The 18203-nt window shown below is 45.5% G+C and carries 15 protein-coding genes; 10 read left to right on the top strand and 5 right to left on the bottom strand.

Going from position 1 to position 18203, the window contains the following annotated elements; all coding sequences use genetic code 11:
* The first annotated feature begins 156 nt into the window (after window positions 1–156).
* The 3 genes from rsgA to K5609_RS05575 all read left to right on the top strand — a co-directional run bounded on the left by rsgA (window position 157) and on the right by K5609_RS05575 (window position 3911).
* A complete protein-coding gene (gene rsgA / locus K5609_RS05585; protein WP_221076322.1) occupies window positions 157–1212 on the top strand; it encodes a ribosome small subunit-dependent GTPase A in 1056 nt (351 codons plus the stop codon).
* A gap of 151 nt (window positions 1213–1363) precedes the next feature.
* The gene (locus K5609_RS05580) at window positions 1364–2776 is read left to right on the top strand and encodes an AGE family epimerase/isomerase (RefSeq protein ID WP_221076321.1); all 1413 of its coding nucleotides are present in this window, start codon (window positions 1364–1366) and stop codon (window positions 2774–2776) included.
* 229 nt (window positions 2777–3005) lie between these two features.
* Entirely contained in the window at window positions 3006–3911 is a 906-nt protein-coding gene (locus tag K5609_RS05575) for an SMP-30/gluconolactonase/LRE family protein (protein WP_221076320.1), read from the top strand.
* 58 nt (window positions 3912–3969) lie between these two features.
* On the opposite strand, the gene K5609_RS05570 is transcribed toward K5609_RS05575, so the two are convergent.
* From K5609_RS05570 to K5609_RS05560, 3 genes are all read right to left on the bottom strand, one after another.
* Window positions 3970–4221 carry an HP1242/YdcH family protein gene (locus K5609_RS05570; protein WP_221076319.1) on the bottom strand — a complete coding sequence of 84 codons (252 nt, stop codon included), beginning with the start codon at window positions 4219–4221 and terminating at the stop codon, window positions 3970–3972.
* 135 nt (window positions 4222–4356) lie between these two features.
* Window positions 4357–5202 carry an enoyl-CoA hydratase/isomerase family protein gene (locus K5609_RS05565; RefSeq protein ID WP_221076318.1) on the bottom strand — a complete coding sequence of 282 codons (846 nt, stop codon included), beginning with the start codon at window positions 5200–5202 and terminating at the stop codon, window positions 4357–4359.
* Window positions 5203–5628: 426 nt separating this feature from the next.
* Window positions 5629–6504, bottom strand: coding sequence for a radical SAM protein (locus tag K5609_RS05560; RefSeq protein WP_152779946.1), 876 nt, complete (start codon window positions 6502–6504; stop codon window positions 5629–5631).
* 305 nt (window positions 6505–6809) lie between these two features.
* Here K5609_RS05560 and K5609_RS05555 point away from each other — a divergent pair, with 305 nt between their 5' ends.
* The 4 genes from K5609_RS05555 (at window position 6810) to K5609_RS05540 (ending at window position 12464) form a co-directional block, all read left to right on the top strand.
* Window positions 6810–7799, top strand: coding sequence for a zinc-dependent alcohol dehydrogenase family protein (locus K5609_RS05555; RefSeq protein ID WP_221076317.1), 990 nt, complete (start codon window positions 6810–6812; stop codon window positions 7797–7799).
* A 344-nt stretch (window positions 7800–8143) separates the two neighbouring features.
* Entirely contained in the window at window positions 8144–9526 is a 1383-nt protein-coding gene (locus K5609_RS05550) for an MATE family efflux transporter (RefSeq protein WP_221076316.1), read from the top strand.
* A gap of 21 nt (window positions 9527–9547) precedes the next feature.
* Window positions 9548–10441, top strand: coding sequence for a LysR family transcriptional regulator (locus K5609_RS05545; RefSeq protein WP_016400914.1), 894 nt, complete (start codon window positions 9548–9550; stop codon window positions 10439–10441).
* 289 nt (window positions 10442–10730) lie between these two features.
* Window positions 10731–12464, top strand: coding sequence for a hypothetical protein (locus K5609_RS05540; protein WP_221076315.1), 1734 nt, complete (start codon window positions 10731–10733; stop codon window positions 12462–12464).
* Between the two features lie 89 nt (window positions 12465–12553).
* Here K5609_RS05540 and K5609_RS05535 read toward each other — a convergent pair whose 3' ends face one another.
* Window positions 12554–13231, bottom strand: a complete 678-nt coding sequence (locus K5609_RS05535; protein ID WP_152779954.1) for a response regulator — start codon at window positions 13229–13231, stop codon at window positions 12554–12556.
* 4 nt (window positions 13232–13235) lie between these two features.
* On the bottom strand, window positions 13236–14849 hold the full coding sequence (locus K5609_RS05530) for an ATP-binding protein (RefSeq protein ID WP_221076314.1): 1614 nt from the start codon (window positions 14847–14849) through the stop codon (window positions 13236–13238).
* Window positions 14850–15085: 236 nt separating this feature from the next.
* On the opposite strand from K5609_RS05530, the gene K5609_RS05525 reads away from it, so the two are divergent.
* The 3 genes from K5609_RS05525 (at window position 15086) to K5609_RS05515 (ending at window position 18195) form a co-directional block, all read left to right on the top strand.
* A complete protein-coding gene (locus K5609_RS05525) occupies window positions 15086–16057 on the top strand; it encodes a tripartite tricarboxylate transporter substrate binding protein (RefSeq protein ID WP_221076313.1) in 972 nt (323 codons plus the stop codon).
* A gap of 104 nt (window positions 16058–16161) precedes the next feature.
* A complete protein-coding gene (locus K5609_RS05520; protein WP_152779958.1) occupies window positions 16162–16626 on the top strand; it encodes a tripartite tricarboxylate transporter TctB family protein in 465 nt (154 codons plus the stop codon).
* An 18-nt stretch (window positions 16627–16644) separates the two neighbouring features.
* Window positions 16645–18195 carry a tripartite tricarboxylate transporter permease gene (locus tag K5609_RS05515; protein WP_221077208.1) on the top strand — a complete coding sequence of 517 codons (1551 nt, stop codon included), beginning with the start codon at window positions 16645–16647 and terminating at the stop codon, window positions 18193–18195.
* Window positions 18196–18203 lie beyond the last annotated feature (8 nt).

The following is an 18203-nucleotide window of genomic DNA, read 5'->3' as shown; positions in this document are numbered from 1 at the left end:
AGTCAATAGCGAGGATACAAAATGATTGTAATCACACCTTTTCGGGCTCAGGAACAAGCGTAACTCTGTTACTCCTGCTCAGCCCGGTTATTACCGGGGCGTAACAACGACCCCTATATTCTTTTTATAGCACAACTGTGCTTGGGGTAATCTCAAATGGGTATTTCTTTTTCTCTATCTCAACTTGGATGGAAACCCTTTTTTCAACAACAACTTAATTTAGACGAACTAAGTTCGTACACTGCTGCGCGCGTATTTGAACAGCACCGCAGTGAATATTTGGTCGCCAGTGAACTTGGCTTACAACGCATCACCATTCACCCAAATATGCCTAAAATGGCCGTAGGTGACTGGTTATTGTTAGAGCAAGCCAATACACTCGAGGCTAAATTTGTAAAGCAACTCGAACCCGCTACCTTATTTAGCCGTAAGGCAGTAGGTACCCGTGCAGAATTACAGCTAATTGCCGCCAATGTAGACACGGTATTTATCGTATGTTCATTGAACAATAACTTTAATCTAAGCCGTATTGAACGTTATTTGGCCTTAGCTAATGAAGCAAAAGTAGACCCAGTAGTGGTGCTAACTAAAGCCGATACTTGTGACGACGTACCCAGCTTTATCCAGCAAGCACAAAAGCTTGATCCCATGTTAATGGTTGAAGCAGTCAACTCGCTGGATGCCAACGAGGTGGCCAAACTTAACCCTTGGTGTAAGCAGGGCCAAACGGTTGCCTTTATGGGCTCTTCTGGGGTGGGTAAATCTACCCTTATTAATACGCTGTTAGGTGAACAAACTAGCCAAACAGGGGAAATTAGAGAAGCCGATAGTAAAGGTAGGCACACAACCACGGCGCGCTCAATGCATCTAATGGAGAACGGCGGCTTACTGCTAGACACTCCCGGTATGCGTGAGCTACAACTCAGCGATTGTGAAGAAGGGGTAAATGCCACCTTCAACGATATTACTGAGCTCGCCGAGCAATGTAAGTTCGCCGATTGCCAACACAACAGTGAGCCCGGCTGCCAAGTGCAACAAGCCATAAGCCAGGGCTTACTCGATGAAAGGCGCTTAGTGAACTACCACAAACTAATGCGCGAGCAACAGTTTAACGCCGCCAGCCTAGCTGAGCGACGAGCCACCGATAGAGACTTAGGCAAGTTTTATCGACGTGTTCAAAACAGTGTTAAGCAGTTGAAACAACGCGGGTAAACCTTATAGGCGATAGCGCATTGCTATCGCCTATCTTCCAACCATCTTATCTATCAATAAGTCACCTAAAACTGTGTACTAACACTGATTTTTTCTATTCATGCTCAGATAAACTCTTAAGCGATGGCGTTTTAGCTTGAGGAAATAGACTGTGAAACGAGTATTACTCAGTGTGTGTTTAATTGCTAACGGCAATGCCCAAGCGGGCGATTTGCAAATCCCTTCTGCCCAACGCTGGCTTGATAGCGTAGAGAACGAGCTGGCTCCTTTTTGGCTGCACCAAGATGCCCATGGTTCACCGATAGGTAACTTCCCAACTTTTCGTTGTAACGATGGCTCGGCTTTTACTCAAGCTACCCCCTGTTCTGAGCTCAACGCAGCTCCCAGCTGGATGAAGCCCCATTTGGGAGAAAGCTACACCCGCATGCAGGCTAGGCACACCTTTGTTTATGGCGTGATCTTTCACCTCACTGGTGATAAGCAGGCCTTGCAACTCGCCAAGGCTGGCGTTGACTACTTACGCACGCATTTACTAGAAGAGCAAGGTTCAGTAGTGAGCGTGACCGAAAACGGACAATCAAAATTTTCAGCTAAACAACGTACCACTCAAGACCTTGCCTACGCTCAATTAGGCATGGCCTTTTACTACTACTTAACTGGCGATAAAGCAGTACTCAACGACTTACTAAAAGTTAAAGATTATATATTTGATAAATATTGGGACGAGCAACAACAACGCTTGCGCTGGGTAAATGCGGCATCCACCAACGGCACTGGAGAAGAAGTTGAGCTTGTGGCGCAACTCGACCAAATAAACGCCTATATGTTGCTAATATCGCCATTGTTACCAGAACCTCACAAAAGCCAGTGGGATAATGATCTTTCTAAACTGCTTAACACCATCACGCAGCAGTTTCTGCGCCCCGATGATTTTCGTTTTTGGGGAACCAAGCACGGCGATAATTACCAACCAGACTCTGCCCGCCATAATGATTTTGGTCACACGGCTAAATCTTGGTGGATGAGTTGGTTAGCCGCCGAGTATTTAGGCCAACAGCAACTAGTTAGCCAAAGTAAGCAAGGCCTTCAGGCCACCTTGCAAGCCGCCTTTATTGAACAAGGCGAAGGCGGATGGCGTCGCTTGCCCAATGGCGCTCCAGCTATTTGGTGGGAATATGCAGAGCTAAACCAAGCGGCAGCAAGCCTAGCTTTAGTTGAACCTGAGGCTAAACGTTACCTAGCCAATACCTATCCACAATGGTTTGAGCGCTTTATCGCCGAAGATGGCGGCACCTATCCGGTTGCCAATCAGGGGCTCAAAATTCATCTTTGGAAAAGTGATTACCACGCGCTCGAGCATGCACTCGTCGCCTATCTCACTAGTGCTCAACTAAATGGCGAAAGTGCCCGTTTATACTTTGCCATGCCCGCAGAGCAAGCCGCTTTGCGCCAACCTTATTTTTATCAAGCAAAAACAAGCCAAGCAAAAGCCTTTGGTAACTGGCAAGGTTTAGCCATTAGCCAAGTTAACTACCAAGATATTGGCATTAAGCGAGCAAAATAGCCTGTAAAACAACTTGGCCGACTAAAACTGTTCGGCCAAGTGTTTAAAGCGCTCTTAATAATAACGCCCTCTTCTACAAGCACCTCGTAACTCCACCTGTCCTTAACTCACAAACATGCTGAAACCCGATGAAACAAAACATCCCCAAGCTACGAAGTGTTACCATCGATAAGGGTTTAATGAGATGAGATAATCCCATTCAGTGGGCATGTGTAGCAAAGGAACAAGAATGTCGAAGCAATATACTGTGGAATGTATTTGGCAAGCCGAAGCGCGTTTAGGCGAAGGCGTTGTATGGATAGAGCAAGAGCAAGCGCTCTATTGGGTAGACATTCTTAAAGAAACTTTACACCGCTATCAGCCAAGTTCAGGAGAACAACAAAGCTGGTCGCAAAAGCCAATGATTAGCGCAGTTTTACCGACCCAAATACCCGGAGAAAGCACCACCTTTGTCGCCACCTATGCCGACGGCGTTAAACTGTTACGCGACGGAACGGTTTATCCTTTACTCGACCCAGAACCTCAGTTACCAGACAACCGCCTTAATGATGCCTGGGTTGCCCCAAATGGTGATCTTTGGTTAGGTTCAATGGATTGCCAAATTAAACAAGACTCAGGAAAATTTTACCGCTTAACGCCAGCGCTTAGCCTTAGCTCATTGAGTGAAAAATACTGGGTCACCAATGGCCCAACCTTCTGTGATAAACAAGGCTACGGCTATTTTGTAGATACCGAAAACTTTGCCATTCTTCGTAGCAAGTTAACTGATGATGGTGATGCATCAACATTAGAGCCTTGGCTGAAGATTGACCGCAGCTTTGGTAACCCCGACGGAATCACTATCGACGCAGAGCAACACATTTGGGTTGCCCACTATAACGGCGCTCAAGTAAGTCGCTATACGCCGGAGGGAAAACTAGAACGGCAAATTGCCATTCCAGCGCTTAATGTCACTAAATGTGCCTTTGGCGGACCAAACTTAAGCACCTTATATGTAGTGAGCGCTCGTGAAGGCATGAGTGAACAACAGCTGCGCGATTATCCGCTAAGTGGCGGCGTTTTTGCCATAGAACTTGATGATATTAAAGGTGTAACAACACCAGCGTTTGCTATCAAAGAATATCCGGCGCCTTAAAGACTAACCACACCTGTAGGCTCAAGCGCTAAGGCTTGAGCCCATGAACTATTTGCTCTTACTGTTCCGTTTCCGCTTGCAAAATCCGCTGATAAAGCGAGTCTTTTAGCAAGGAGCGATCGTGCTTCAACTGGTGCATGGCTTGATCGTCAATTGGCGAATTACTGAGTTCTAAATCTCTAATTTTATTGTCTAAGTTTTCGTAGTGCTGAGCATCTTTAGCAAAGTTTTCGTCGCTGTTAACTAAGCTTAAAATACTTGCTTTAGACTTGGGGAATTCGTGCAGTAATGAATGGCTTTCACCTAGCATAGTGAACCTCTTATTTTGTTGATTGGGGTGAATAAACTATTCGCTTTAGCGCTTGGCTTGATGAGCTATAGAAATAAGAAAGCTCCGCGTTTCTCTTTCGAGTTAAAACCGTAGGAGCTTTCTTGTTAGCTTGTTCTAGTTAATATCTTGAACATTCATAACTAACTGTTCCCAGTTACGCTGGTTCTCGATATCGTGCTCTAAGCCCTGCTCGTCGGCAATTTGGAAACGCTTAACAGCAGGCGTTTTGCTGGTAGCTTGGTATAGCCAATATGCTTCTGCTCTAAGCGCTTCATCTATCGGTTTATCGATTGACTCGTACACCATCTGCTTACAAGCGTTAATTGATTCTGCAGGGAATTTAGATATACGTTGCGCGAGCGCATCAACATAGGGGCCAATTTCATCAGGTTCTAAGGCCTTGTTAATGGTGCCGTAAGCTTCTGCTTCGTCAGCACTAAAATCACGCGCGCTTAATACAATTTCTAAAGCGCGCCCCAAACCCACTTGGCGAGCCATACGCGAAGCACCGCCACCACATGGCAAGATGCCCATGCCCACTTCCATTTGCATAAATTTGTATTTGCCGCGTGCCGCAAAGCGCATATCACAAGCTAAGGCAAACTCATGACCGCCGCCACGGGCAAAGCCTTCAAGTTTCGCAATGGTCGCTTGAGGCAGCTTGCTAATGCGCTCAAGTACTGCTTGTAAGTCGAGTAGTTTTGCGTCTTCTCGAGATACCGCCTCAGTCGACATGTCTTTAAGCAAGTCCGTATCATAATGACATACCCAAATTTCTGGATTTGCCGATTGAAATACCACCACTTTTACACTGCGATCGCGTTCTAAACGCAGCGCCAAACCGTTTAGGTCAGCTAGCATCTCCTGACCTTGTACGTTAACCGTTCCAAAATCAAAAGTGACATATAAAATCGCGTCATCTTGTTTTGCGCTAAATGTTGTGTAGCCTTGGTAAGCCATATTCAGTTCCTTCCATTTTATGATTGTTTCGTTATCAGCCCGTGGATAACTAATTACAAAGTATTCCTAGCTCATTGTTTAAACAATCAAAGAAAAAACGAAACTAAATAAACAAAAGATTAATAATATAAGAGATTGAATATAAACATTATTTTCAAGATTAAACATAAGGGAAACCTAATTAATGAATGGCTACAGCAAGGTCGAAAAGTGTTTCTAATCTGAACACAAAAAATGCAGTTCATCACTACAAACCGAAACTCACTTAATAAGAAATATCTTGAGAAATAACCGGTGGTGGTGAATGCCAAACTAGCATTAAAAAGTCACTTTAAGCTTTATTTAAACCAATAAAAAAGCGGCTCTAGTGCAGCCGCTTATTAACTTGATATTGATTGTTTTTAGATTAAATCTATGGGCAATTTTCTACCATGCATAGGTCTCAATCGCATTTTTCTTCGCCATTGGATTATGCGCGATATGCTGATTAATATTCTGCAAGAAAGATTGGCGAACCTCGGGCCAAACCCCACGCATAGACGCTATGTTGTTACCATGGTCACCCCAGTAATAACACGGGAAATCATCCATGTTTTCCAGCAAATACTTTTCCTCTTCTAAAATCTGTAGCGGTGTGGGTAGTGCAAACTCTCCCCGGTGTAGCTCCCGCTCCAACTCGCTACCCGGTTGAATAGCAAGCGCCATTGGCGCAATCGCATCTGGACGCATAATATTAAGCAAACTAGTGGTATTTTTCGCATGCTCAACAGAACGCTCTTTGCCACCAAGACCAAAAATAAACGAGGCAAGCACTTGAATGTTAGCTTCACGCGCCATCTCCATACCTTTAATGGCATGCTCACGTGTCATGCCCTTTTTAATCCGCTCCAACACGATAGGGTCGCCAGACTCTAATCCAGAATAAGCTGTAGTAAGCCCCGCCGAACGCAATTCTTTTAGTTCCGACATACTCTTACGACGAAAATCGTTAAAGCCTGAATACAGCGCCAAGTGCTTTAGCTCAGGAAAGGTCACTTTAATTTTATCAAGGATCTTTAACAGCTTGTCGGTGCGCATCGCCATTACATTGCCGTCGATAAGAAATATTGACTCGACCTGGCGATGTAACAATCTCGCTTCATCAATGTCTTTAAAGATCGCCTCAAGCTCACGCACTTTAAAACGCTTGTCGTCGAACATAGTACAGAAGGTACACTGGTTATTGCTGCAACCTAGCGTGGTTTGAATAAGTACACTCTTGGCTTCCATCCAAGGACGATAGATTTTACCTTCATAATGCATATTAGGCTCCTCAACCTAGGGCGTTTATTGCCGAGAAGTCTACTGCTATGTCTGAGCAGGGATAAGAAACTGAAACGCAGAATCAGTGTTAATAAAAATTTAATAATGCAGCTAAGGTAAGGTCGCTGAAAAACCTACTTCCAAAATGTTATTAGGGCCTGATAGGTCTCACTATTCCAAGAGACACTTCATTATTAACAAAAACTTAAAACTGATTTTGTAATTGTCCTTCTTATCAAACTAAACATGCTGCCTATACTGAACCCCAATCAATGACAAACAATAACGGATAGAGGTTCATCATCATGAAAGCAACTGTGATTCGCGCATTCGGTGACAGCAAGGTACTTGAAACAGCAGAAATAGCCAAACCAGAACTTAAATCAGGTCACCTGTTAATAAAGGTTGCGGCGTCTAGTGTTAACACCATCGACATGATGATTCGTGACATGGGTGAAGCCTTACCATTTCACCCTAAGCTCCCAGGTGTTTTGGGAATGGATTTCGCAGGTACAGTTGAAGCGGTTGGTGAAGGCGTAAACAACTTTAGGGTTGGAGATGAAGTATACGGCTGTGCTGGTGGTCTTGGTGAACTGCAAGGCTCGTTGGCAGAATACATGCTGGCAGACGCGAATTTAGTGGCTCACAAGCCAAGCAACATCTCAATGCGAGAAGCCGCTGCGCTGCCGTTAGTGGGTATTACCGCCTACGAAGGTTTGGTTAGAGCAGGCATTACAACAGGTCAAAAAGTACTTGTTCATGGCGGCGCCGGTGGCGTGGGACATGTTGCACTACAACTTGCTAAACATTTTGGTACTGAGGTTTTTGCAACTGGTGCTGCTGGCGAGCAAACTGATCTCATCGCAGCGCTTGGCGCTACAGCTATCGACTTTAAAACCGAAGGCGTTGCAGACTATGTTGAAAAGTACACCAAGGGTGCTGGATTTGACGTGATTTTTGATTCAGTGGGCGGTGCCAATATCAATAACTCAATTGAAGCGGCCAAGCTAAACGGTCAAATTACTACCACGCTGTCTATGCACGAACAAGACTTAACCGTGGTGCACATGAAGGGCCTGTCTTTACATGTTGTGTTTATGCTTTTACCGATGATATACAACCAAGGTCGAGCTGCACACGGTAAGATCCTTGAAGCACTGGCAAAAATTGTTGAGGCTGGCGAACTAAAACCAGTACTTGATAGCCAACAATTTGCCTTAGCCGATGCCGCGGCAGCGCACGATCGCCTAGCCAGTGGTCAAGCAATTGGCAAGGTTGTCATTGATATTAACTAGGGTCTGATGATCTTTGGTGTTGAAATTCTGTTCGAGATAAGCGGGCTTTAATCGCGGCGAGCACTTAGAAGCCTAGTGGGCTAAGCAAGAAGTGCTTAACTAAGAGTAAAGTTCGCTTATCCGAACCCTTCGGGCAGCATTTCTTAGCCATTTATTCAGCGTTAGCGAGTGATTATTAAGCCCACTTAAATGCACACTCACTGCCTTGCCTAAATGGCTAATAAATTGCTGCAAAAACCATCAGCAATGGCCAACAGACCCTAGTCGCTACCCATAACGCTTAGTAGCTTGCCGTAAAGCAAGCCACTGTTGTTTCTGCCCTCACCTAAACCAAGGTTATCTAGATGTTTGCCGTATCGCCAACCTTAACACTCATCATCAAGCGCACGCTGCCACTCACCGTGGGTTTGTTTTCCATTATGTTGGTGCAACTGGTTGATTCGGTATTTATCGGCATGCTTGGCGTTAACCAGCTTGCGGTTCATGGCATTACCTTACCCTTTCAAGCGGCGTTTATAGGTATTCAAGTAGGTATTGGGGTTGCGGCAACGTCTGTTATCTCTAAGGCCTGTGGCGGCCGCGATAAGCTAAAATCTCAAACCGTTGCCACATTAGCAGCGGCTGGCGGCACCTTGCTTATCACTCTACTGGGCGTGGTGTTGTGGCTGTTACAAGAGCCAATATTAGCGACCTTCATTGCCTCCGATGTAAGCTCGGCAAAACAACTAGCGTTGGCAGCGATCTTTAATCGCTATTGGCCAGTTTGGCTGTTAAGTGCTATCTCTGTGGCCGCGCTATACTTGGTATCTTGTGTCTATCGAGCAAATGAAGATACAAAAACCACCGGACAAATGTTCCTGTTGGCCAGTATTATCAACCTGATACTAGACCCTTGGCTTATCTTTGGTTTTAACATGGGCATTGTAGGAGCAGCCCTTGCCTCTGCCTTAAGTTACGGCATTTGTACTCTGTATATGCTGAATAAAGCACGCGGCAAACAGTGGTTTGCTGCTATAAGCTTTAGCTCTCCCAGCAGCAGTACTAAACAGCAAGCCATACAAAACTCTCCCTATTTTTACTATGGCAAAGAGTTAATTCGCACTACTGTGCCAACCATATTGAATCAGTTGCTGCCTTCATTAAGTGCTTTTATTTGTATGCTGCTAATTGCTCAGATTGGCACCGAAGAAATCGCCTTCTGGAGCCTATTATCTCGACTAGAAAGCTTTCTTCTGGTTTTTACCCTAGCCTTAACCATGGCCATTCCGCCTATTATTGGCCGCTACCTTGGCGAAGGTAAGCTAAACGAAATTGTTGAGGTGTTAACGGTTACCGCTAAATTTTTACTGGTGTTTCATCTAGTAATTGCTCTTATCGCAGCGAGTAGCTCTCCTTATATTATTCCGCTGATAAGTGCTGATATGATGATGCAAAACTGGTTTAGTATCGCTCTGTGGGTTATTCCTTTTAGCTATGCACCTCTTGGCCTTTGCATGCTGGTGGTTTCAGCATTTAATGCCTTAGGGGAAGCTCGCCGAGCCTTGTTTGTATCTATGGTTCGTTTATTGGTTTTATATGTTCCAGCCATTTGGCTTGGCACAGCAACACAAAGCATTATTCAAACAGTTGTCGCGGCTTGTATTGCCAATACACTTGCAGGCGCTTACGCATGGTTTAAGCTAAAACAGTGCACTGCGCTTCAGTTTACCCGTTCACAACTTGCCTAACAAAAAGGTCTAAATAACACGATGAATATTGAGCACCTCCGCTTGTTTGTAAGGGTCGCAGCCACCCATAATATTAGCCTTGCGGGAAAAGAACTTGGCTTGTCTGCACCAGTAGCCAGCATGCATATCAATAAACTTGAAGAAAGCATTGGCGCTCGACTTATTCATCGCACCACCCGTAAGGTTTCACTCACCGAGGAAGGCGAAGCACTTTTGCCCTATGCCGATGAGATACTAGCTAGTGTTGATGCGGCCCGCTCAACAGTGGGAACAGGCAAAGCCCAAGCAACGGGTACATTAAGAATTACCGCTCCCGCCTCCTTTGGCCGAATGCATGTTATACCTGCTCTAAAAGGTTTTTTAGATAAGCATTCAGAGCTATCTGTCGATATTCGTTTGACCGACTCCATGATAGATATGATTGAAGGTGGCTTTGATGTCGCCATCCGAGATGCAGATCTTAAAGACTCAACCCTTATTGCCAAAAAGCTGGCTACCGATAAACGGATTATCTGCGCCTCACCGGATTACCTTGCAGCATACGGAAACCCAACATCCCTCGAAGATTTAAAGCACCATAGCTGTATTAAGCAGATGGGTTTTGATACTTGGAGCTTCAATACCCCTAATGGCCTGCAAAACATAAAGCTAAAAAGCAGAGTTAGAGTAGACCACGGAGAAGCGGTACGCGACGCAGCCTTGCAAGGTTTGGGTGTTGCAATGTGTGCAGAGTGGTTAGTCTACAAGCAGCTAGAAAATGGCAGCTTGGTCGAAGTGCTACAAGATTATAGCCTTAATGATGCGGCTGCTATTTGGGCGGTGTATCCCAGCTCTCGGCTATTGGCACCTAAAGTGAGAGCCTTTCTTGATTACTTCGCAGAATACTATGGCGCTCCCCCTTATTGGGAAAACTAGGCAAGATTATTACTCTCCCCCCTAATAACACACTTAGGCGATGCCTTAACCGGATAATTGGCAGCCAAATTAAAGCTCATTGTTGAGCGTTATATCGCCTTTAAAGTGCCCTACAAAACACCCTGCAACTTAACCCTACGGCTAATACAAAACCGCCAATTAATTGTTTAATCACTTATTAATTGAAGTGCATTTTTATCAATGATTTAATAGCCCCTTTGCACCTGTAAAGTTGAAGCTAAAAGCGTTTCATCTAAAGGTAGTTAATCAAATATACACGGAGTTTTAGATGAAGAATGTTCTTATCGCAGGCGGTTTGTTAGCCATTGGGGCCGGAGCGGGTGGCTACTGGTATTCTCAGCAGGCTACAAACCTTAATAGCGAAGCGGGTGCACTCGCGTATATTCCTGCCGATACTGCGGTATTTTCTGCTCAACTAAAACCTTTCCCAATCAAAGCCTATGTTGATTCAATGGCAGGTTCATACAACAATTTACCAAGTGACGCCTTTGCCGAAACAGATGTAAGTGACCCGCGCGGTAAGTTTTTCATTGCCTTGTTCGAAAGCTACAACGAAGCACTAAAAGACGGGCAAACCTTTGTAGATACCTTTGGTTTAGCCAACGATATTCACAGCTACTTTTACACCTTAGGCATCATCCCGGTGATGAAAGTAGAGATAAGCAAAGCCGATGCTATTTGGGCTTGGTTAGATAAAGCCGAACAGCAAAGTGGTTTTAGCCATACTAAGCAAACACTTAGCGGCGTAGAGTATCGCGCTTATCGTTTGAGCGATGACAGCGACTCAGAAACCGCAGATTTAATCGTAGCCGTAAATAATGGTCTACTTACCATTACTTTAAATACCTCACTTAATCAAAACAGCTTGTTAGAAACAGCGTTAGGCCTTAAACCAGCAGAGCAGCCGATCAACGCCACCACATTAATCCAAGACAGCCTAACCAAGCACGGTTTCATGGAAGAAGGCATTGGCTTTATTAACCACCAAGAGATTGCTAAAGCAATAACCACAAAAGATGGAAACCTACTGGCAAAACACCTTACTCAGTTAGCCCAAATGGATAATAGCAACGAGCTTACAAGCTTACGTACTCCAGTTTGTGAACAAGAGTTTGCCAGTATTACCGCTAACTGGCCAAAAACGGTAATGGGTTTTGATAGCTTAAGCATTAACGACAAAGAAAGCAGCTTTGGCGTGCGCATGGTGGTAGAGAGCAACAACAGCGTATTACTTAGCGCCTACCAAGCGATGAGCGGCTTTATTCCTTCTTATGCTTCAAACACCGAAAATGCGGTATTTAGCATGGCTTATGGCATTGATGTAAACCAATTAGTGCCTTCATTGCTATCCGTTTGGGAAGAAATGCTTACCCCTGATTACCAGTGTGAGCCGCTACAAAACGTGCAAATGGCTATGCAGCAACAAAACCCAGGCATGGTTGGCATGATGACCGGCATGGCTAACGGCCTTAAGGGCATTGGCATGGCCGTGTTTGATTACAAACTCGCTGACATCAGCCGCCCAGAAGAGCTTGAAAGCCTAGATGCCATTATTAGTGTGTCTGCCGACAACCCAGGTGCCTTGTTCGACATTGCCAAACAGTTCTCACCAGAGCTAGCCAGTGTAAGCTTGCCAGCCGATGGCACACCGATTGATGTTAGCCATTTATTACCGCTACCACCTACCACCAACATACAGCCTCAGCTAGCACTTAAAGGTAACCACCTTGTATTGTTTAACGGCCAGCGTGCTGCAGAAGTGAGTCAGCAACTAGCTTCAGAGCCAGTGGCCAACAATGGGCTTTTAAGCATGTTCATCGACTACCAGCAAATGTTTGAACCGATTATTAGTGGTATTGAATTAAGCGGAGAAGAAGTGCCACAAGAATTGATGGACTTAAAAGACTACCGAATTAAAGCGCAAATGAATATGGCCGTGAACGACCAAGGTATTTCTTTTGGCTCAAGCATGACCAGCCAAGCAGACAACGCTGTAAACTAAGCAAGTCTTTGCAACCAATAAGCAACGCTCCGTAACTAAAAGGCTCGCAATAGCGAGCCTTTTTGATTTTAAATTCTGGTGAATAACTTTTAATTAACCCGATGATAGACCCGCTCTGGCCGGCCTACTGCACCATAAGCCACCTCAGGCGTAAGCTCATTACAGCTCACTAAATACTCCAAATAACGCCTTGCTGTAGTGCGACTACTGCCAATTTGTTTGCCGGCTAACTCGGCAGTTAATGAAGCATGTTCACTAAACAGTGCGCGCACTTTATCTAGCGTTACCGCGTCCACGCCTTTGGGTAAGCGCTTTTTGCTTTCGGCTACTGCGCCTTCACTCATTGGCATTAACTTATCTACATCTTGCTGCTCAAAAGAGCTATTTTGATCAAGCCTGCGTAAATAATTTTTATAGTTATTCAAGGATTCTTGTAAACGCGGAAATACCACCGGTTTTAGAATGTAGTCAAACACGCCATTACGCAGCGCTTCTTGCAAGGTAGAGGCTTCCTTAGCGGCGGTGAGCAACATAACATCAATGGCAAGATCTTGGCTGCGAATGTGTTTTAGCAATTCTAGGCCGGTGCCGTCGGGTAGGTACACATCTAACAGCAAAAGTTGTGGAGGTTTAGCCTTAATGTGAATCATCGCATCGGCAATGCTCAAGGCAATGCCGGATACTTCAAAATCACTCACGCGCTGCAAGTACTGGCGATGGATCTCGGCAATCCCCGCATCATCTTCAACAATTAATACCTGAATCAAATGGCTACTCCTGCTTTAACTGCTTGGGAATATACACCGTAAAACGGGTGCCCAAATTGTCACTACTAAACTCAACATTTCCACGCAAAATTTGCACGGTTTCTTTTACTAGGTACAGGCCAATGCCGTGGTCGCCTTGGGTTTTGGTGGTCACTCCCTGCTCGTAGATATTGGCTTGTAAGTTATCTTGAATACCACCAGCAAAATCTTCCACTTCTATGATTATGTCGTTACCCAAATCGGTCATAGAGAGATTAATCGGCTCGCGGCCATTGCTAGCGCGAGTTGCCTCAAAAGCGTTATCTAACAGGTTAGCCACTATGGTAACGATTTGCTCCGAGCCACAGTGTGCTGGTAAGTCGCGCAAGCTGCTGTCGGGATCAATATTTAGGGTTAAACCAAGCTCCCTCGCCCGGTGAAACTTACCCAAAATACAGCCTGCTATTACCGAATCTTCCACTGCTTCTATCAAAAAGCGAATCAGTTCTTGGAATTGATCATTAGCTTGGCCAATAAAAGATAAGGCTTTATCACTTTCGCCTAACTGAATTAAACCAGCAATGGTATTTAGCTGATTAGAATGCTCATGGTTTTGTACCCGCAAGGCTTCTGAATGCGCCTTAATTTGCGATAACTGCTTAGTGAGCAAGGTGATCTCATCTTTCCGCCTAAAGCTGGAAACCATACCAATAAAGTTTTGTTGCTGGTCTCTCATTGGCACTCGGTTAGCAATCACTAAGTGCCCGTTAAGCAGTAACTCCACATCGCTTTGCGCTTGCGGCTGATCGAGTAATTCGGCCATATCACTATCGGGTAGCCAATCTCGCAGCGGTAAACCAACCGGACTAATCGATTTTCCTTGCAGGTCTTTGCCTAATAAGCGAATCGCATTAGCATTCACATTAGTAATAATGCCTTCTCGGTTAATCGCTATCACCCCTTCACGAATGGTATTAAGCGTGGCTTGCAGTTCCGCATATAAACGGGTCATCTGCTCTGGTTCAAAACCCAACAATGTGTCTTTAATCCGTTGTGCCAGCCACCAACCAATCAGCATATTGAGAGACAACACCGCCATCACCAACAGCACCATAAAGTGCAAATAGGGTTGCAGTTGTACGTCGATTTTCTCTAGCAAATATCCAACCGAGACAATACCTATGATCTGCCCTTGTTGATCTTTAACTGGCACTTTACCGCGTACCGATACCCCCAAAGATCCCTTGGCTTGCGACACATACTCTTGCCCTAGTACCAGAGCCGCATGGTTATCGCCTCCCACCATCGGTTTGCCAATACGTTCGCTTTTGGGGTGAGCCAAGCGGATCCCATCAACATCCCCCACCACAATAAAACTTGCGCCCATAGTGCGGCGTAATTCTTCTGCTAAAGGCTGTAAGTTTGCACTATCTCGGCGCTCTACCGCACTCACTACATCGGGCAGCTTAGCCACCACTCGCGCTACATCTAAGGCCCGCTCCCCTTTGTCTTGGTATTCAGAATCACTTACGTACCAATAGCTGGTCACTACCACAATGCTTAATTGAATAAGGCTGTAAATCAGCATTATTAACAATAAGCGAGCACGGTAGCTTGGTAAGCGAGCTTGTTGATACATCTAAACTTTTCCCTGTTTGTTTCAATTTAGCTTAGCACGAGCTTAGCGAGCAGCTCCCGTGAACAATATGCACTTAATTACCAATATGGACTTTAAAGCCATTACTTGGCTTACATTTCAAAATCTCAGGCTTCCATTAACATTAATTTAACTTTATTCGCCAGCTAGCGGTATTTAAGCATGGCAGCAACCACTTTCAGCCACGCTGAAAGCCCTATGCAACAAGGAGAGCAAACATGTTAGCCAAGATTAAATTGGTCAAAACATTAATAGGGGCCGCAGTATTGGCCGCAGGCCTAAGCGGCACAGTTCACGCAGAAGAAGTGCACTTTCTAATCCCCGGCGGCGCAGGCGGAGGCTGGGATGGAACCGCCCGTGGCACCGGCGAAGCCTTAATGAAATCGGGCATTATCGATAAGGTGTCTTACCAAAACATGAGTGGCGGAGGCGGCGGTAAAGCCATTGCTCACTTAATAGAAACCGCTAAAACCCAAGAACATACCTTAATGGTGAACTCAACGCCGATTGTGGTTCGCTCATTAACCGGCGTATTCCCGCAGTCTTTCCGCGATCTTACTCCCATCGCTGCCACAATTGCTGACTACGGCGCGTTAATTGTTAGAGCCGATTCCAAATATACTCATTGGGACCAAGTAATTGCCGACTTCAAAGACAACCCCAATAAAGTAAAAGTTGCTGGCGGTAGTGCGCGCGGCAGTTTAGATCACCTAGTAGCAGCCGCTGCTATTAAAAACGAAGGCTTAGACCCACTAAGATTACGCTACGTAGCTTACGATGCCGGCGGTAAAGCCATGGCTGGTTTGCTTTCTGGAGAAACAGCGCTACTTTCAACCGGCTTAGGCGAAGCGCTAGAAATGGCGAAAAACGACCAAATTCGTATCTTAGCCATTACCGCAGAAAAACGAGTTAAAGACGCCCCCGAAGTACCAACCTTAAAAGAAATGGGTAACGACACTGTGTTTGCTAACTGGCGTGGCTTTTTTGCGGCACCGGGCACCAGCAAAGCGCAAGCTGAGAAGTTCTCAGACATGCTTAAAGAAATGTACACCACCCCAGAATGGGAAACCGTGCGTTCACGTAATGGCTGGGTAAATAACTTTGTACCTTATGGTCAGTTCTTCGGCTTTCTAGAACAACAAGAGAAAACAGTAGGCAGCCTAATGAAAGAGCTAGGCTTTCTAAAGTAATCCTATTAGCCAGCAACTCCCTTGCTGCTTTATTTGCTTATCGGTAGTACTCAGTTAAGCACCGGTGCCTAGGCACCGGACTTTTTTTACATTTGGAGCTAACAATGCAAATTAGCAATCAACGAATTGGCGGCCTAATTTTTTTGCTGCTCTCTTTGTTCTACGGCTATTTTAGCTACGACATTCCGCTATTTCCCGGCGCAGAATATGAACCGTTCACCCCGCGCACTCTGCCGCAGTTTTTAGCCCTGTGCGGTATTGCTTGCTCAATCATTTTGATGCTCACCGGCGGTAGTGATTTTAGAACCAGCGTAAAACATTTGGTATGGCGCCCCGCCGCCAAATTGCTAGTAGCTATGTTCGCCTATGGCCTACTCGTCAATTGGATGGGGTTTGTATTAGCCACCATTATTTTCCTGGTAGTGAGCTTTCGCATCATGGGTGAAACCCACCATAAAAAAGCACTGGTAGTAGCCATTTTGTTCACTGTGGCTTTTTGGGCGCTATTAACCCAAGTATTAGATATTTATTTAGAACCTGGGCAACTGTGGCACTGGTTTAATGGCTAGCAAAATAAGGACACGATGATGTTAGATGGAATTTTAGCTGGGCTTAGCACCGCCGTTATGCCAATGAATTTAATGATGGTAATTGTAGGCTGCTTAGTGGGCACCTTTATTGGCATGTTACCCGGCCTTGGGCCAATTACCGCCATCGCTTTAATGATCCCACTGACTTATAGTTTAGAGCCTTCATCAGGTTTAATTTTAATGGCGGGTGTCTATTACGGCGCTATATTTGGCGCATCATCCTCGTCGATATTAATTAATGCGCCAGGTTGCAGTGCCACCGTAGTGACCGCTTTTGATGGCAACCCCTTAGCTAAAAAAGGCCAAGCGGGTAAAGCCTTAGCCGTTGCTGCTTATGCCTCATTCACTGGCGGCACTTTGGGCGCAATTATGCTGTTAATTGCCGCGCCTGCTTTGGCCTCTGTCTCTTTGAGTTTTCAAAGCGCCGACTACTTCGCCTTAATGGTGCTTGGTCTTTCTGCCGTGGCTGCTTTCTCAGGCAAAGGTCAAGTATTAAAAGCGGTAATGATGACCATTGTGGGTTTAATGTTAGCCACCGTAGGCACCGACAGAAGTGAAGGCGTAGAGCGCTTTACCTTTGGCCAGATGGACTTAATCGACGGCTTTAGCTTCTTACTGTTAGCCATGGCAACCTTTGCCCTAGCCGAAACCTTAATGTCGGTATTAAAACCCGAGAACCCCAATAACAGCGCTACCGAACAAAAAATGATGTCGGAGCTGGGTAGCCTTAAGCTCACTAAGGAAGAGGTAAAGTCGGTAGCAGCCCCTACTCTTCGTTCATCATTTCTTGGTTTTTTTGTTGGGGTATTACCCGGCGCAGGCGCGACTATCGCCTCTTTTCTGGCGTATGGCGTAGAGAGAAATCTCGCCAAAGGCGACGCAAAGAAAGAATTTGGTGAAGGCTCTTTAAGAGGCTTGGCAGCGCCCGAATCGGCCAATAACGCGGCGTCTACCGGTTCTTTTGTACCTCTGCTCACCTTGGGTATTCCTGGCTCTGGCACCACCGCGGTATTGCTGGGTGCACTTATCGCTTATGGTATTCAACCTGGCCCAAGAATGTACATCGAGCACCCCGACCTATTTTGGTCGATCATCATCTCTATGTATTTTGGTAATGTGATTTTGCTAATTTTAAACTTGCCGCTAATCCCCTACCTCGCCAAGCTACTAAGCATTCCTCGCCCTTATTTGGTACCGATGATTTTGCTGTTCTCAATTACTGGGGTGTATCTGGTGTCGTTTAACAGCATGGACATCATGATCATGGTGGCGATATGTATGGCAGCCTTGGGCTTACGCTTGCTCAACTTCCCTATGGCACCAATGCTACTGGGCTTTATTCTGGGCGGTATGCTCGAAGACAACCTACGCAGAGCACTACTAATTGGCGATGGCGAGTTAAGCTTTTTGTGGGAACGCCCCTTAACCCTCACCTTTATTAGTATTGCAGCAATGGTGTTGTTTAGCCCATTACTAAGGCCGCTGTGGGAGCGTAGTAAAGCTAAAGCCGAGTATGAGAAAGCCAAGCAAAAGGCGGCAGCTAAGTAAGGAAATAA

Source organism: Agarivorans aestuarii, assembly GCF_019670125.1.
Lineage (GTDB): Bacteria > Pseudomonadota > Gammaproteobacteria > Enterobacterales > Celerinatantimonadaceae > Agarivorans > Agarivorans aestuarii.
This window is presented reverse-complemented; position numbering and strand designations above follow the sequence as displayed.